The 14740-nt window shown below is 71.2% G+C and carries 9 protein-coding genes and 4 pseudogenes; 5 read left to right on the top strand and 8 right to left on the bottom strand.

The window, feature by feature from the left end; all coding sequences use genetic code 11:
* From ACWFQ8_RS32765 to ACWFQ8_RS32735, 7 genes and pseudogenes are all read right to left on the bottom strand, one after another.
* Positions 1-1430, bottom strand: a pseudogene (locus tag ACWFQ8_RS32765) (hypothetical protein); the annotation flags it as partial.
* Positions 1427-2182, bottom strand: coding sequence for a hypothetical protein (locus tag ACWFQ8_RS32760; RefSeq protein WP_453789921.1), 756 nt, complete (start codon positions 2180-2182; stop codon positions 1427-1429). The pseudogene ACWFQ8_RS32765 and the gene ACWFQ8_RS32760, both read right to left, overlap by 4 nt.
* Positions 2183-2208: 26 nt before the next feature.
* Entirely contained in the window at positions 2209-5238 is a 3030-nt protein-coding gene (locus ACWFQ8_RS32755) for a CHAT domain-containing protein (RefSeq protein ID WP_453789920.1), read from the bottom strand.
* 70 nt (positions 5239-5308) lie between these two features.
* The gene (locus tag ACWFQ8_RS32750) at positions 5309-5464 is read right to left on the bottom strand and encodes a hypothetical protein (RefSeq protein WP_453789919.1); all 156 of its coding nucleotides are present in this window, start codon (positions 5462-5464) and stop codon (positions 5309-5311) included.
* 160 nt (positions 5465-5624) lie between these two features.
* Positions 5625-5711 (bottom strand): annotated as a pseudogene (locus ACWFQ8_RS32745) (hypothetical protein); the annotation flags it as partial.
* Between the two features lie 390 nt (positions 5712-6101).
* On the bottom strand, positions 6102-6299 hold the full coding sequence (locus tag ACWFQ8_RS32740) for a hypothetical protein (RefSeq protein WP_453789918.1): 198 nt from the start codon (positions 6297-6299) through the stop codon (positions 6102-6104).
* A gap of 311 nt (positions 6300-6610) precedes the next feature.
* A pseudogene (locus tag ACWFQ8_RS32735) lies at positions 6611-7450 on the bottom strand (IS110 family transposase); the annotation flags it as partial.
* A 738-nt stretch (positions 7451-8188) separates the two neighbouring features.
* On the opposite strand from ACWFQ8_RS32735, the gene ACWFQ8_RS32730 reads away from it, so the two are divergent.
* From ACWFQ8_RS32730 to tpg, 3 genes are read left to right on the top strand one after another with little or no spacing between them, the layout of a single operon-like run.
* Positions 8189-8902, top strand: coding sequence for a hypothetical protein (locus tag ACWFQ8_RS32730; RefSeq protein ID WP_453789917.1), 714 nt, complete (start codon positions 8189-8191; stop codon positions 8900-8902).
* A gap of 60 nt (positions 8903-8962) precedes the next feature.
* Complete coding sequence (gene tap / locus ACWFQ8_RS32725; protein WP_453789922.1) at positions 8963-10741, top strand: telomere-associated protein Tap; 1779 nt, start codon at positions 8963-8965, stop codon at positions 10739-10741.
* 3 nt (positions 10742-10744) lie between these two features.
* Positions 10745-11302: a telomere-protecting terminal protein Tpg gene (gene tpg / locus ACWFQ8_RS32720; protein WP_453789916.1), complete on the top strand. Its 558-nt coding sequence runs from the start codon at positions 10745-10747 to the stop codon at positions 11300-11302.
* Between the two features lie 134 nt (positions 11303-11436).
* On the opposite strand, the gene ACWFQ8_RS32715 is transcribed toward tpg, so the two are convergent.
* Positions 11437-12858: a HEAT repeat domain-containing protein gene (locus tag ACWFQ8_RS32715; protein ID WP_453789915.1), complete on the bottom strand. Its 1422-nt coding sequence runs from the start codon at positions 12856-12858 to the stop codon at positions 11437-11439.
* A 573-nt stretch (positions 12859-13431) separates the two neighbouring features.
* Between ACWFQ8_RS32715 and ACWFQ8_RS32710 the strand changes: the two genes are divergently transcribed.
* Together ACWFQ8_RS32710 and ACWFQ8_RS32705 are read left to right on the top strand one after the other, a co-directional pair.
* On the top strand, positions 13432-14082 hold the full coding sequence (locus ACWFQ8_RS32710; RefSeq protein ID WP_453789914.1) for an alpha/beta hydrolase family protein: 651 nt from the start codon (positions 13432-13434) through the stop codon (positions 14080-14082).
* A gap of 104 nt (positions 14083-14186) precedes the next feature.
* Positions 14187-14647: pseudogene (locus tag ACWFQ8_RS32705) on the top strand (helix-turn-helix domain-containing protein); the annotation flags it as partial.
* Positions 14648-14740: the final 93 nt, after the last annotated feature.

Below are 14740 nucleotides of genomic sequence, written 5' to 3'. Positions count from 1 at the left end.
ACGGACAGCAGAGCGGCCGGGCGGCGCGTCCACAGGGGCGGCAGGAGCACGGCCAGCGCGTGGTGCGGCTGCCTGACGGCCTCCTCGGGGCCGACTCCCCGTGCCTTCGCGCGCGCGTGCAGCGCGGCCGTGATCCTCGCCGCCCTGCCGGGCGGCACCTCCCCGGGCTGGAGGTCGGCGTACTCACCGAGCCTGAGGACCAGCGACCGGAGGGCGAGTACGAGGGACCACATCTCGCCGCCGCTGAACCGGTCAGCGGGCCGGCCGCCGGTCAGCCAGTCGTGCACCAGAGCTGGCGGCGGCGGCGGCAGCTCCGGCGGCGCCAGGAACCGGCCCACCGTCGTGCGCAACAAGGCGTCGAAGTCCAGCACGTCGTCGTAGGCGCCCCCGGGCCGGTGGCCGCCGTCCGTGCCTTGCCGGGGTATCGCGGCCTCGGCCGGACCGAATCCGCTCTGGAAGTCGACGGGAAAAGTGCGCTCCCGGTTCGTCGTGGTGCGGTCCAGACGGGTCCATGGGTGCAGGCACGCCACGACGTCGACGATGTCACCGCCCGCGGTCAGCAGGGGGAGCGAGCACGCGGCGGCCAGCCGCGCGGCGCACCGGTCGTACCAGGCCAGCCAGTCGGCGTCGGAGTGCTGCGCCATCGGACCCGCGCCGGAGGTCAGGCAGGTGCGCAGGAGCTCGTAAAGCTCCCGCACCCGGTGTTCCATCGCGGCGCGCGCCCCCGCCCCTTGGGCAGCGGGCCCTTCTGGCGCCGCCACCAAGTCCGCCAGGCACACCTCCCGGGCCGCGGCCGGCAGGATCAGGGCGGCGACGTCGCCCAGCAGATCCGTCCGCGCGCCGGGGACGCGCGACTCCGGGCGGAACGCACCCGCCGCCTCGTACGACGCCTGCAGGGCCGCGGCGCCGTCGAGGGCACGCGCCGCCAACCGGGAGGCTGTATCGGTCTCGCCGGGCAGCGCCAAGACGACCGCCGTCGCGAGTGCGGTGATCTCCGGTTGGTCGCCCAGCGGAGCGGGCCGGCCGTCGAGCAGCGCCTCCCGGACGGTGAGGACGGGGCCGAGGATGTTCAGGGTGTTTTTGTTCCGCCGCGCACGGACGAGAACAGCCGTGGACAGTCGGCGGGCCGGCTCGCGCAGCTCCTCGTAGGCCTTGCGGGCGTGCTGGACGTTGCGGTGGACGCCGTGGCCCTTCCCGCCGACGGTGAGCGCGGCGGCCACCAGGGCTCGGGCATCCGCCTCGTCCGCGGGCAGGGAGTCCTTACGCCCGGTGCTGGAGCGCAGGACGTCCGCCGCTCGGGTGACGATCAGCTCGGCGAGTTCCTCACCGGCCCCCACCCGCTCCTCGTAGTCGGCCACCTCGTGCGGGTCGAATTCGTCGAGCAGGTCAAGGGTGACCGAACGGAGGAGCCGAAGTGGTCGGTCGTTCATGGAGCGGCCTCTTCCTCGAGCGCGGGCAGAGCGGTCTCGGGACGCACGCGGAACCGAACGGCCGCTGTGGCGGGGACGCCGGACGAGGTGAGCTCGGCGCACACCTCTCGTTCGCCCTCGCCCTCGCCTGCGCCCGCGTCCGCCGTGAAGGGAGTCCAGGCGACGTCGCCGTTGTCCGGGGCGGCCTCCAGACGGCACGTGGCCGCCACGGAGGACGCGCGGACGGTCGTGAGCAGCCCGTCCGTGCCCTGGCGGAGCTCCCAGACGAGGCGCGGATGCACCCCCCCTTCGGCGGCCAGCTCCGCCGGGAGCCACCATTCCCCCCTTTCCTCCCGCGCCCCGAGGCCGCTCCGGACGGCTGGCCGAGGGGCCCGTACCAGGGTCCAGAGAGCCTCCGCCCACCGGCCGACCTGCGGGAGCCACCCCTCGGAATCCGGCGCCAGGACGGCGCCGCGGTACGGCGACCAGGCCAGCGCCATGCTCTCCACCTCCGCCAGGTCCAGGTGCACCCAGGCCACCCGTTCCGGGCCCGCGAAGACCCGGCGCACGGCCTCGCCGCAACGACCCCCGAGCAGTTGGAGGACATCGGCGGGGACGGGGAGCACGGCCCGTACCCGGACCGGCGGACCGGTCGGGTCATCCTCGGCGAAGGCCAGGGTCAGCCCGGGCCTGACGGTCCGTTCCTGCACCGGTTCGGTGGTCTGGAGCCCGACGTGGAGCAGCTTCTCCTCGGGTAGGTGAACGACAGTCATGACCCCGTCCCACGCGGTGACGGCCTTCATCGCTTCGCCCCCCGGCCCTCGTTGTTCCAGCTGTCCGGGTGCGGTGGCCCCACGACGGTCAGAGCCCAGCAACTGGGCTGCTGGGCGGCGTTCTCGCCCAAGCCGGCCGTGATTCTCGCGAGGTCCCCGTCGGCGCCCCCCGGCTGCCGGAGGGCCGTCAGGTACTCGGCCTGTGCGGTGCGCAGGGCGTCGACGAGGTGGACGCCCTCGCGCATCCTGCGGTACGTACGGGCCAGCACCCATCCCGTGGTGTGGTCGCGCAGTTGCTGGTAGCCGCCGACCACCCAGACCGCGCCGCGCGCCTGGGCGACGGTGACGAGCCCGATGGGCTCGTCGAGGGGCGCGGCGTCCATGCCGAAGCAGACCGGCAGGGCGGTGATCCTCGGGAAGTCGAGCAGCAGCGCCTCGCCTGCGGTCAGGCGGCGCAGGGCGTGGTCCTCCACCGCCTGCGCGAGACCGGGACCCGGTCGACCATGGGTAGAGAGCACCCCGAACTCGACGTCGTTCGGGCCGCTCAGTGCGTCCCGGGCGGCGTCCAGGCCCTGCCAGGCGACGAACGCCTCGTAGTGGGCCAGCGCGGCCTTCTCGTCGCGGGCCCCCGGCAGGGTGTCGTTGCAGTACCCGGCCGCACGGTTGGCCGGACCGGTCTGCCGGACGGTCAGGGCCTGTTCGGCCACGAGGGTGGCCATGGACAGCGACGGTGAGAGGGTGAGGCGTACCACCGTGCACAGTTCGCGCCTGCGTTCACCGAGGACGAGGGCGGCGAAGGGGACGCGCCACAGCCTGCCACCGGGGACGAGGAGGAGGTCGGTCGGTGGCCCGTCGCCCGTGTGGTCGAGGAGCCGTTCCCGCAGCGCCGCAGGCAGGACGGTCTCCAGGCCCGCGACACTGTCCCCGGGCACGGCGGAGACCCGCCCGTTCGCGTAGGCGTCCAGCAACCGCAGGGCGCGGGGGGCCAGCGTGATCGAGCCGGCCCGCGGCGTCGGTTCACTGGGAGCCCACCACACCCAGCGCACCGTGCCGAGGTGCTCGTGCAGGCACAACAGTTCGGCCCGCGGGAACATCTCCCGGGCCCTGGCGACGTCGAGCGGCGGCTCGGCGAGCAGGTTGCGGAAGATGCGGCCCGCCTGCTGCTCGATCGCGTCGGCGTGCAGGGTCACCGCTGCGGCTGCGGCGGATCGGACGCCCGATTCGGGCTGCGCCTCGGACTCGGGGAGGTCGCCCTCGCCGGCCCGCTCCGCGGCGCTGAGGGCGGCCACCGCGCGCCGGATGTCGTCTGGCATCTCCTGCGGGCGGATTCGGAGCAGCGCCATGAGGCGTACGGCCCGGCCGATCTCGGCGATGCGCAGTGCGAGGCGCCCGTCGCCGAGGCGCACGGCCGTGTCGAAGGCCGTCTGCAGGTCGTCGACGATGCGCCGTCCCGCGTCAACGGCCAGTCCGGCCAGGGCGGATCCCAGATCGTCGACCGCCGCGCCCGTCACCCGGGACACCTCGCCCTCGGTTTCCGGGGAGGCGGCCAGCCAGCGGCTGAGCAGCAGTCCGGACCGTGCGGCGAGCAGCCGGTTCTTCTGATTCACGGCCGCCTCGTGGGTCCTGAGGGCGAGCGCCGGTCCGTCGACGCCTTCGAGCCGACCGTCGTCCCGGTGGGTCCAGGCGAGCCGGGTGGCGGCCAGCCCGGCGAGGATCGCCTGGCGCCCTCCCTGTTCCCAGGGCGAGGGAGCGACGGCGACCCTTTCGAAGGCGTCCAGGGCCAGCGCCGGTTGCTCCGCCATCAACGACTTGCCGGCCTGGTACAGCACGCTGCCGCGGCCGGGGTGGGGGAGGGCCTGGCTGTCGTCGAGCGTCAGCAGGTGCCGGGCCATGGCGGCGCCGGCCTCGGGATCCGGGTCGCACCGGCAACGGAGCCCCCTGGCCTCGGCGAGGCCGATGACGGCGAAGGGATCGCGGGCGTACGCGTCCTCCGCCATGCGTACGGCGGCGAAGGCGTCGGCGTACCGCTCCAGTCCGAGCAGAGTGTAGGCCCGGTTCAACCACAGGTTGCCCATCTTGGTCGCCGTCGCGTCGACCCCCGCCACGGCAGCCATCGCCCGATCGTTGAGGTCCAGCGAGGCCTCGAAGTCGCCCGCCACGCGCCAGATCCGGGCAGCGCCCCGCAGCGCGTTCGCGGCCGCGACGCCCGTGGCCGGCTCCTGCGGTACGTCGAGCGCGGCGAGAGCCTCGGGCAGGCGGCCCGTCATGGTGAGGGTCTGGGCCCAGCGTTCGTAGACCACCACCACGTCCTCGTCGTCGACTAAGGCGGCGTCGGCGTAATGCCGGTACCAGTGGAAGCGGTCGTTGTAGAGCTTTGGCACGCTGTAGGCGACGCCCCGCAGCAGCCTGCCCCGCATCAAGTCCGCGCCCGCCGGACCGTACCGGTGCGGGGTGCGGAGCATCGTCTCGCACAGGCGGTACAACGGACCGAGCAGGGGATGACCGCTGTGCGGGGCCCCGTGCCGGGAGATCCACGCTGCGGTCGCTTCGCTGTCGTGGTCAACCACGGTGGTCCACAGATCCCGGAGCGCGGCGTGCTCCTCGCCGCCGATGTCGGCCGGGCCGGCGGCGGGGGCTGGCAGTGGCGGGCTGAAGCCGTCGAGACGGTCCAGGACGGCCAGCGCCGCAACGGCCAAGGCCTCGGCGTGGAAGTGCAGACCGACGGTGCGGGCGAGTGCGCGCACCCCGGCGAAGGCGAACAGGGCGCTCATGGTGTCACCCGCGCGGACCAAGTCGTTCGCCGTACGCAACAAGGCGTCCGGGTCGCGCGGGGACGTGTAGTACGCCGCGAGCATGGCCGCGGCGGCGGTGTTCCTCAGGCAGTCGCCCCGGGCGGCCATCCTGGCCGCCGAGGTCGCCCCGAGCTCGTGGAACTCCCCCGGCAACTGCATGGCGAGGGACAGCAGTCCGTCGGACCAGGAGCCGGTGTCCTCGTGGGCGTCCGGCTCCTGGGCGAGGTGACTTTCCAGGCGTTCGGCGATCTGGGGCCGCGTCATGTCGTTTCCCTCCGTAGCGGCGTTCTCCTCACCCTCCGCCCGGATGTCGGTCCCTCGCGGACAACAGCTCCTAGGAGTCCATCAGCACCAGCAGGGCCACCAGCAGAGCGCCGACGACACCCCCGACGGACAGCGGCTTGACCCACTGGGGGTTGCGGTGCGTCAGCCAGACACACGCGAGCGTGACGGTCACGACGAGAACCAGCCTGGCATCGATGTCGCCCACTGGACGTTCCTTTCGCTCGATCGGGACGTTCATCCGTAGGCCCCAGGGCCCGCCGTGCCGGTCGGATGTCCGCGGACCCCCGACGAACACGGCGCGGACCGGGTGGAGCACGGCCGGTCGAGGGCGTCCGGCGTCGAGCGTGGTCGGACGTGGGGATCGTCTGGCAGGTGAGGACCTCAGCGTCCGGGAGGGCCTCGACGGTGAGGGCGCAGCTCTCGCACTGGCCGACGCGGCAGCCGCTGGGCAGGTTCAGCCCGGCGGCGCCGAGGTCCAGCCGGGAGCCGTCCTACGGGCGCCATGTGGTGGTGCATCGGGTGCGGGCGAAGGTGACCGTGACAGCGGCGTCGTCGGGACGGCGACCTGCTGCCGGGCGGGGCGGAACCGCTCGGCGAAGACCTCGAAGCGCGGCACCCCCCGGGCCCGAGGGCCGCGGTGAGGGCGTCGAGCATGGGCGCGGGCCGCGCAGATAGAAGCGGGCGCGGCGCTCGAAGAGGCCGGGGTCGGTGTGGTCGACGGTGATGTGGCCGGTGCGGTCGTGGTCGCGGCCTAGCAGGTCGTCCGCCGCCGGGGCCGCGAAATGGTTCACGATCCGCACCGAGCTTGACGAAGGAGATAGACACCTCACGTGTCTAACGCGTCAAGTCGTCGGGTTGGGTTCTTCGAACACGGCGCGGTCGTAGAGCCGGTGGTGCCACTCGTTGGTGTCCGGGGCCGGCTTGGTGTGGATGACCGGGTTGGGGCCGGTCTCGATGAGGTGGAGGAGTGTCCAGGCGACCCCGTAGCAGTCGTCGGGGCCGAAGCAGCTGACGAGGGCAGCGGCTTCCTCTCCCGTCACCGGCTTGCTGATCGCTTCGAGCTGGGTGACGCGCCGTTCGATCTCTTCCTCCTCCGCGTCCCAGTCAGGCAGCGGGCCGTCGGCGTGAAGGTCTGCACTTCAGGTCTCATGCCCGAATCATCGACGCCATCTCGTGGCCGGGACAAGCCTTCCTAGCAGGTCAGGCCGCGTTCTCGGTGAGGACCAGCCCGGTGGCGAAGGCCTCTCGCTCGTCGAACAGCTTGTGGTGCTGGAGGCAGTGGTGGAGCTGGCCGATCATGCGGTTGAACAGGTTCCACAGAGCAGAAGCATGTGGGCGGCGAACGCCCAGAGTTGAGAATGACCTCAGCGTCCTCGTGCTGGGCGAAGGACTCCTCGACGGCCTGGGCGAGGTTGTCGGCGGCGGTGCAGGCGGCTTCCAGCTGGAGGAGCAGGGCGAGCATCTGCTTACCGAGGGCGTCCTCGACCAGTGGCAGCTGGTGCGGCCAGTCGGCGCGGAGGGCCTCGCGGAGTCGTTCTGTGTCTGCCTCGATGCCGCGCTTGCGGCCGGCCCGCTTGAGGGCGGCCATGATCTGGGTCCTCGTGAGCCGACCCGCGATGGCCGGGGTCGGTGCGGCCTTGAGGAGTTCGCGGATCTCTGGTCGGCACAGACCGTTCTGCCAGGTCGCGGCGGCCGCCAGAGCAGCTGGGAAGTACTCGCGGAGCAGGGATCGGAGCTGGTTGGACATCTGCTGCCGGTTCCAAGTGGCGTCCTGCTGGGCGCGGGCCAGGACAGCGACGGCGCGGGCGAGCTCCGAGTCCGCCGGCAGGGGCCGGTGGGCGTGCATGTCGGTGCGGAGGATGTTGGCCAGCACGAGGGCGTCGCCGGGATCGGACTTCTTGCGGGAGACGGCGTGCCGGTCTCGGTAGCGGGCCGCGGCCATCGGGTTGATCGCGAACACCGGCCGCTTCCCGGTCCGCAGTACGGCGACGAGCAGGCCGCGGCTGGTCTCGATCGCGACGGGGATCGGGGTCTCTTCGGTGTCGCCGTACTCGGCGAGCAGGTCCAGCAGGATCTTGTAGCCGGCCGCGTCGTCGGTGATGTGCCGTTTGGCCAGGAGCTGGCCGCTGTCGTCGACGAGGGCGACGTCGTGGGTCTTCTCCGCCCAGTCGATTCCGCAGTAGATCAAGATGTTCCCTCCCCAGGGGTGCGGGTGTATGCGCTGGTCACGAGCGCATGCGGGCCACGCAGCGACCTAATTCCAGGCCTCGGCCGCCAGGGCCGGGCCGCCACCTCACTAGCCGTTCGTGACACCAGCGCACCCCACGGGCCTCGGTCTATGCGGGAGCTCAGACGGCTCGGGCTTATCAAGAGGTCACCGCGGGGCGGGCTCGCACCACCAACACAACGAGTGATCAAGGCACAGGGTGGTGACGGCCACGAGGACGCCGGACGCCGCCGCTCTATGTGTAGGCATCCGCTGCCCGGGGCACCCAAGGCATCCGTCCGACGCCCACGAGGCCGCCACCACCCAGCGGCCAGGCCGTCCGCACGGTCTACCCAGAGGCCTCGCGGACCACGGTTGCGACAGGCGTAACGGACCTCACCACTCGAACACCGCCGTGAAGCCACCCGGCACCACCGCGATCCCTACGAAGGAATTAGGGGCACCCCCCAGCTGAAGCCGCACAGAGCGCTGTGCCAGCGGCGCTCCTTGGGCGAAGTCCCCGCAGCCACCCGGCTGCGGGGACTTCGTCTTGTCCGGGGCCCGCTGGTAGGTGCCGACGTCCGGATGGGGCCTACAAACAGAGGCAAAAGCAGCACCTAACGGCATCAGCCCCATTACCATCCGGTGGTTGCCGCTGGACGCTCCTACCCCGATGGGAGCGGCGCGCCAGCCTTTTTCCCGTACTCCCGAGGAGCCGGATCCATGACCGACATCCAGCATGATGCGATACCGGCCAAGCCTCAGAACGCGCCGCGGCCTCCTCGGAACCCGTGGAAAACGGCCACGGTGTGCCTGGCCGCCGCCCTGACCGCCACCTCCGGCGGTCTGGTCTACACCCTGGCCTCCGACCAGGGGGCAGCAGCGCCGGAGGCGTCCGCGCCGGTCCGGCAGGACACGCGTACTCCGGGTACCCCCGACGGAGACGTACCCTCTGTCGCGCCGTCTCCGTCGCCCTCTGCTGCCGGCTCCGCAGTCGGCACCGAGGCCCGCAGCGGCGGCGCGTACGTGACCGTGACCAAGGTGACCCGGGCCGACAGCATCAAGCAGACCGACCAGGGCGAAACCGCGACGGTGAAGGCCGGGGACGGGGCGGTGTTCATCGTGCTCGACACGGTGGTTCGCAACGAGACGAAGGCCAGCATGGATCTCACGTGCGGCTATCCCGTGGCGAACTCACTGATCGACGACCAGGGCCGCCGGTACGACGCGATCAAAGACCTGTACAAGCTGCCGGGGAACCCGGAGTGCAACGACCAGCTGCAGCCGGGATTCAAGAACGGCATGCAGTACGTGTACCGCGTTCCGGCGGGGGCGCGGATCCTGTCGTGGAAGTTCCAGGAGGTCGACTTCTCCGCTGCCGACGAAGCAGCGGCGGGGCTGGTGCAAGTTGGGGAGGCCGCGGCGCAGGGAGCGTAGGCGCTGGCCGTTGAACTGCAGCTTGACCACCATGTCGGTCGGGATCTTGCCTTGCTGCTTGTGGTGGGTGCCGGGGCAGGAGCGGACGTCGAGTCCCTTGCCGGGGCTGACGATACGCGGCGGGCTGCAGCACCTGCCGCCCCGAGGCCCTGGTCACCGGCCCGTACGGGTGCTGGACCCGCGATTCCAGCACGGCCCGCTCGCGTGCTGGACGCCGACGGCTCCGCGTACGGCGTGGACGGCATCGTGCTCGACTGCCCGGCGACCACGATCCCGGAGCTGGTCGAGTGGACGCTGCGTGAGTCCGGCCTCGGTGCCGCGAAGCTCAACCGCCACGGCAAGGACTCCGATCCGCTGATCGCGCTCACCGCCGCGGCCGCCGTGAAGCTGGGACTGCCGGAGCGCCTGGAGGGCCACGAAGAACGCCGCTCCCTGCGCCTGCCCGAGGACCACCCGGTCGTCAAGCAGGTGACGAAGGCGAAGTGGCAGCTCACGCAGCGCGGCTTCGGCCCGTGGGCCCGGATCTACCGCAAGGCCCAGGGCAACCAGCGGCAGTGCGTGCAACTCGCCCTCCTGTCATGGGAGGCCCTCGATGAGCGGTCCTGGCCCGGCGTCTCCGAGATGGAGCCGGCCGACATCGCCCGCGTCCTCGGCGTCTACGCCCAGCGCGTCATCACCCCGCGCGGCTCCACGGCCGTCTCCGGCCTGGAGCTGATGACGGCGCTGCGCCCGCCCACGAAGGCCGTGCAGGACCCGGCGACCGGAAACTGGGTGTCCGGCTACAACCCCGGCTCGCTGGGGACGGAGCCGATGGACCCGGCGCCGCCGGAGGCCACCACCGAACACCCCGTCGTCGTCGGCAGCGGCTGGAAGAGCGGCTTCCTCAACGAGGAGGCGTACCAGTGGGTGCGATCGGTGGACCTACTCAGCGACGAGGAGTGCCTGCTGCCGTACGCGCTCGGCCTGGATCTCAACACCGCGTTCCGCGCCGCCTCGGCCCGCCTGGTGGTCGGCCCGTCCGGCCCGGACCACTTCAACGCCCCGAAGTTCAACCCGAAGATTCCCGGCTCCTGGCTGGTCGACCTCAGCCACATCGAGCTGGACCCGCGCCTCCCGTCGCCGTTCACCCCCGACGGCACCCGGCCGACGGGCCCGGCCTGGTACCAGACGCACACCGTCGCCTACACCCAGGAGCTCGGCCACGACGTCCACCCGATCGAGGCGTACCTGCGGCGGAAGACCGGCGCGTACCTGGACCCGTGGCACGACCGCCTCAAGACGGCATACATCGACACCCTCGCCGACCTCGGCGTCACCAAGGACCTGGACGACCGCCAGTTCCTCGCAGCCATGGAGCGGCACAAGCAGGCCGACCCGGCCCTGGCCGCCGTCCTGTCGGCCATCAAGGCCACGGTCAAGGGCGGCGTCGGCAAGCTCCGCGAGCGCCCGCAGGGCCGCAAGTACAAGGACGGCGACCGCTGGCCCGCCCTGGAGCGCCCGACCTGGCGCCCCGACATCCGCGCCGCCGTCATCAGTAAGGCCAGGGTCAACATGCACCGCAAGCTCAACAACATGGCGAAGATGACGGGCCTGTACCCGCTCGCCGTGCTGTCCGACTGCGTCGTCTACCCCTCGCCGGGCGCGAGCCCGCTGGACTTCCTCCCGTACGCCGCCTCCGGCAAGCCCCAGCCCGGCGGATTCCGCCTCGGGCCGACCCCGGGCCTGGCCAAGCTGGAAGGCGTCCAGGAGATGGCGTGGGCGGTCGACCTCATGGAGAAGGGCCTCAACCCGGCCCGCCACATCAAGGGCGGCGACGCCGTCCTGGACGAAGGGGAGTAACCGGTGGGGGAGATCGAGGACGCGATCGAGCGGGCCGACCGGGAGGCCTTCACCCGGGAACCGCCCAAGACCCTCCAGGGCCGCATCAACTTCCTGATGCGCCAGCTCAAGACGACCAAGGCCGTCGCGGCGGAGCTGGGGGTTAGCCAGCGGTCGGTGGAGCGTTACCGCAAGGGCGAACGCAAGCGCCCGCCGAAGGACATCGCCGCGAAGACCGACACGGCCGTACGGTCCCGCTGGCAGCCGCAGGTGCGCAAGCGCCGACGGAAGCAGGCCGCCGCCGCGACCGGGATCACGGTGGAGACGAGGGCCCGGTTCGGCTACACCGCGCCGGTCGGCACGACCGACGACGGACGGTTCCGGCGACTCACCGTGCACCTCCCCGCGGCGTACGCGCAGCGCCTGTTCGACGCTCGAGACGCCGGGGCCGGCGACCAGGAGATGCGTGGGATCATCGCGGAAGGGTTTGCAGATGTCTATTTCCAGGACAGCGGTGACCGCGCCATGGGGCTCTCGGACGTCGAGATCAACGACATCGATTACATGGATTTCGACTACTGAAGTCGGAGCGCCATTCATGGCGTGCATCAATTCCCAATGAGCCAAAGCGCGAGGGTTGTCACCAAGGCAGGCGTGCTGTCACCAGGCCCGCCGGGCGGCGAGTGTCGAGCAGCGTTCCGGACCGCGGTGCAGTCTCAGCTGTCCACCCCGGCCTCCCACTTGCGCCGGCGCAGCACGTAGTCGCTGAAGAGGTGTCGGCTCCGGTCGAGCAGTTCCCCCACCTCCGCATCACCGCGCCGCACGTCCGCCGACGGATGCCAGCGCTGCACGGATTGGCCGGCCCAGGTGCGCAGCTTCACATCCGGGTCCTCCAACAGGCCGACCGCCACCCGTAGCGCCACGATGCCGCCGCGCGCGTCGAGCAGCCGGAATGCGCCCACGCGGACGTGCCGCGGCCGCTCGAGGCCGGTGCGCTCCAGCAGCCAGTCGGCGGGCAGTTCTTTTGCCGAGGGCAGCAGGGCGACGGCCGTCTCGCGGACGACACCGGCGGCAGGGTCGTCGAGGAGCGGCCGCAACTGCTTCGCATCCACGCAGTCCAGTGCCCGCAGCCCTGCCACCGCTCGCGCCCGCACCCCCGCCGCCAGGTGCGCGAGCAGCGGCCACAACAGCCCTACGTCCGCGCGGTTCCCGCACTCGGCCAGCCCGATGACCGCACCGGGCGGCAACTCGGGGTCGTCCGGTGCCGTGCACCGCTCCCGGTACCAGACCGCCGGATCACCTCCCTGCTGTCGTACGACATACCGCGCGCAAGCACGCACGAGCGCGGACCGGTCGCTGAGAAACGGCTCCGCCTGCCCTGACCGCCCCGCCCGCCGCAGCGCGGTGACGCCAGCCGAACGGGTACGTGGGTTGCGCGCGGACAGCAGTGGAGGCAGCACATCCTCGTAGGCCTCCTCATCCCCAAGAACCGTGAGCGCCGCTGTTGCACACAGGTCCTGGACCACGGTGTCCTCGTCCCGGGCAGCCGCGCGGGCCAGTTCAGCGGGACGGAGCAGTCGGCTCTCGACGGCCAGCCGGTACGCGAACCGCCGGACGATGCGGTCGGGGTCAGCGAAGAGAGCAACGAGCTGCCCGTGGGATGCCTGGCGCAGGACCTGACCCAGCACATCGATGCCGAAGGCCCCTCTGTCGCGGCGGCCGACGCGGAGGATGAGCGGCGCGAGATCGACGGCAGAGTCGACATTCAGAGCCTCGCACAGCAGTTGCCGGGCGCGCTCGCGCACTGGGCCGGCCCAGTCAGCGCAGCGGATCACGACCAACGGCAGCAGGCCGGGGTATCGGACCGACTGGCGCACCGCCTCCTGACGGATCCGCCCGTCGCGGTGGCAGAGGGCGAGTGCGAGCCTAGACTCGCCGAGCTGAGTCAGGTCGGCGGACAGCGGGGCGGACTGTTCCCACTCCGGCAGGAATTGCGGGCGGTACCAGGCCACCTCACGTACTCCTGCGTCCAGCGCAAGCCAGTCACCAGGGTCGGCGACATCAAGCATGCTTTGAAGCGGCGCACCTCCCGCGAGCCGCGTCGCTGCCGCTGTCCCGTCCTCGATGTCCTCAAGCATTACCGCCCCTCCAGCAGCCGTACCGGGTGATCGTAGGGTGCGGGGTTCGCGCAGGGCGCGCGAAATATGGCCCGTGATCGCCGAGGGCCGCCGTGCACCAACCACAAGGCGAACGCGGTGACAGCGCACATGCTTTGCTTGCGACCACGCTTTGTCCTACTTGAAGCCGCAGGGCAGCGGATGCCGATGGTGACAACTATCGGGCTTCGGCACACCCAAGCAGCCCGGAGCTCGGTATCGCGCCGCGCCTCGGGAGGGCACGCGCTGCTGGGTGGCGGCCGAGGCCGGCGGGCGAGGGCGGAGTGTCGTCCACGTCATTGATTGCGTGATGGCCCCGGCTCGGGTGCCGGTGCTCACCCTGAAGTGCGCCCGCAGCACACACTCGGGCACCCGGCTGTGCTCCCTGTACGCCGCTGCAGCCGAACTAGTGCCATGTCAGAGAACCTTTGCCCCTGCTGACACGACGCGCCGTTCGGGTGCCGCGATCTGCTGCGCGCTAATCTGAGGCCATAACAGAGCACGGAGTGACCCGCGGGCCGGCTTCGGGGAACGGCCCTGTGGTGAAGGAGCGAGATGCAAACACTGACGCTTGGTCCCACGAACAGTGAGCGTGTCGTGCTCTTCGCTGCTGGCGCAGGCGGCGATCCGGAGCGTTACCGCCCCCTCCTGGAACACCTGGCAGCCGATGGCTGCCAGGTCATCGCGCCGTACTTCGAGCGTTTTGTCGCTCGGGAGGCGACCACCGCTGAGCTGCTTGCACGCCCGGCCGGGCTGGTCGAGGCGCTCCACCGGGGGGCCTCTGAGGACGCGGACGTTGTGGTAGTCGGCCACTCGATCGGTGGATGGGCTGGCCTCTGTCTCGCCGGTGCGACGCCCTGGGGGCGGGACGGCCGGCCGCTGGATGTCCCACGCGAGCCACGCGTCGGCCGTCTCGTCTTGTACGCGCCCGCGGCCGGCTGGTTTGCCGCTCCGGGTGCCTTGGACGCGGTGACAGCGCCGATCCTCGTCTTTGCGGGGGAGATGGACAGCGTCACACCCGTCGAGCAGGCCGTCCGCTTGAAGAGTGCGCCGGCCCGGGTCGACCTTCGCATCGTGCCGGGGGCCGGTCACTTCAGCTTCATGAATACGCCTCCGCCGGGCACGGTCGAAAGTGAGGGCTTTGACCGTGCTCAGTTCCTCACCGACCTGGCGCAAGCGACCCTGACGTTTGCCAACGCGTCCTGAGGTGACGACGCGGCGTTCGGACGCTGGTCCGGACGGCGCGGTATTGCAAGGCTGTGCGGGTGGCAGTACGGATCCGCGAGATCGATGGCGACGAGGGGTAGCGCCTGTTGCGGATCATCCGCAGAGGGGCCGCCTCCGCCGGGCCGGTGGTGACCTGGCGGCGGGCCCAGATGGTGCTGCTGTCCGCGCAGGGCATGCCGGTGGCGCGCATCGCCGAGGTGTCGTTCACCAGACCCGACCTGGTCCGGGACGTGATCCAGAACTTCAACGCCGACGGCTTCGAGTCTTTGTATCCGAAGTACGCAGGCGGCCGGCCCAGGAAGTTCACACTGCCCGAGCGGCACGAGAACAAGAAGATCGCGAAGTCGAAACCGACCGAGCACGACCTGCCGTTCTCGACCTGGAGCCTGACCAAGCTGGCGGACTTCCTGGTCGCCGAGGGGGTGGTCGACGACACAGCCACGAGGGCCTGCGCATCCTGCTCCGCGAGGAAGGCGTCTCCTTTCAACGCCTGAAGAACTGGAAGACCTCCCGGGACTCGGACTACGCCGCCAAGAAAGCCCGTTCTCGTCGGTGGGAGCGAGCCGGGTCCGGTGTACTTCGATGTGGGGAGCGGTCCTAACGTGCCGTCGGCCACGCACTGGTCGGCCTACGACGG

It is taken from the genome of Streptomyces sp. NPDC055254 (assembly GCF_053606025.1).
The sequence above is the reverse complement of the archived record's forward strand: the minus strand, read 5'-3'. Positions and strand labels throughout refer to the sequence as shown.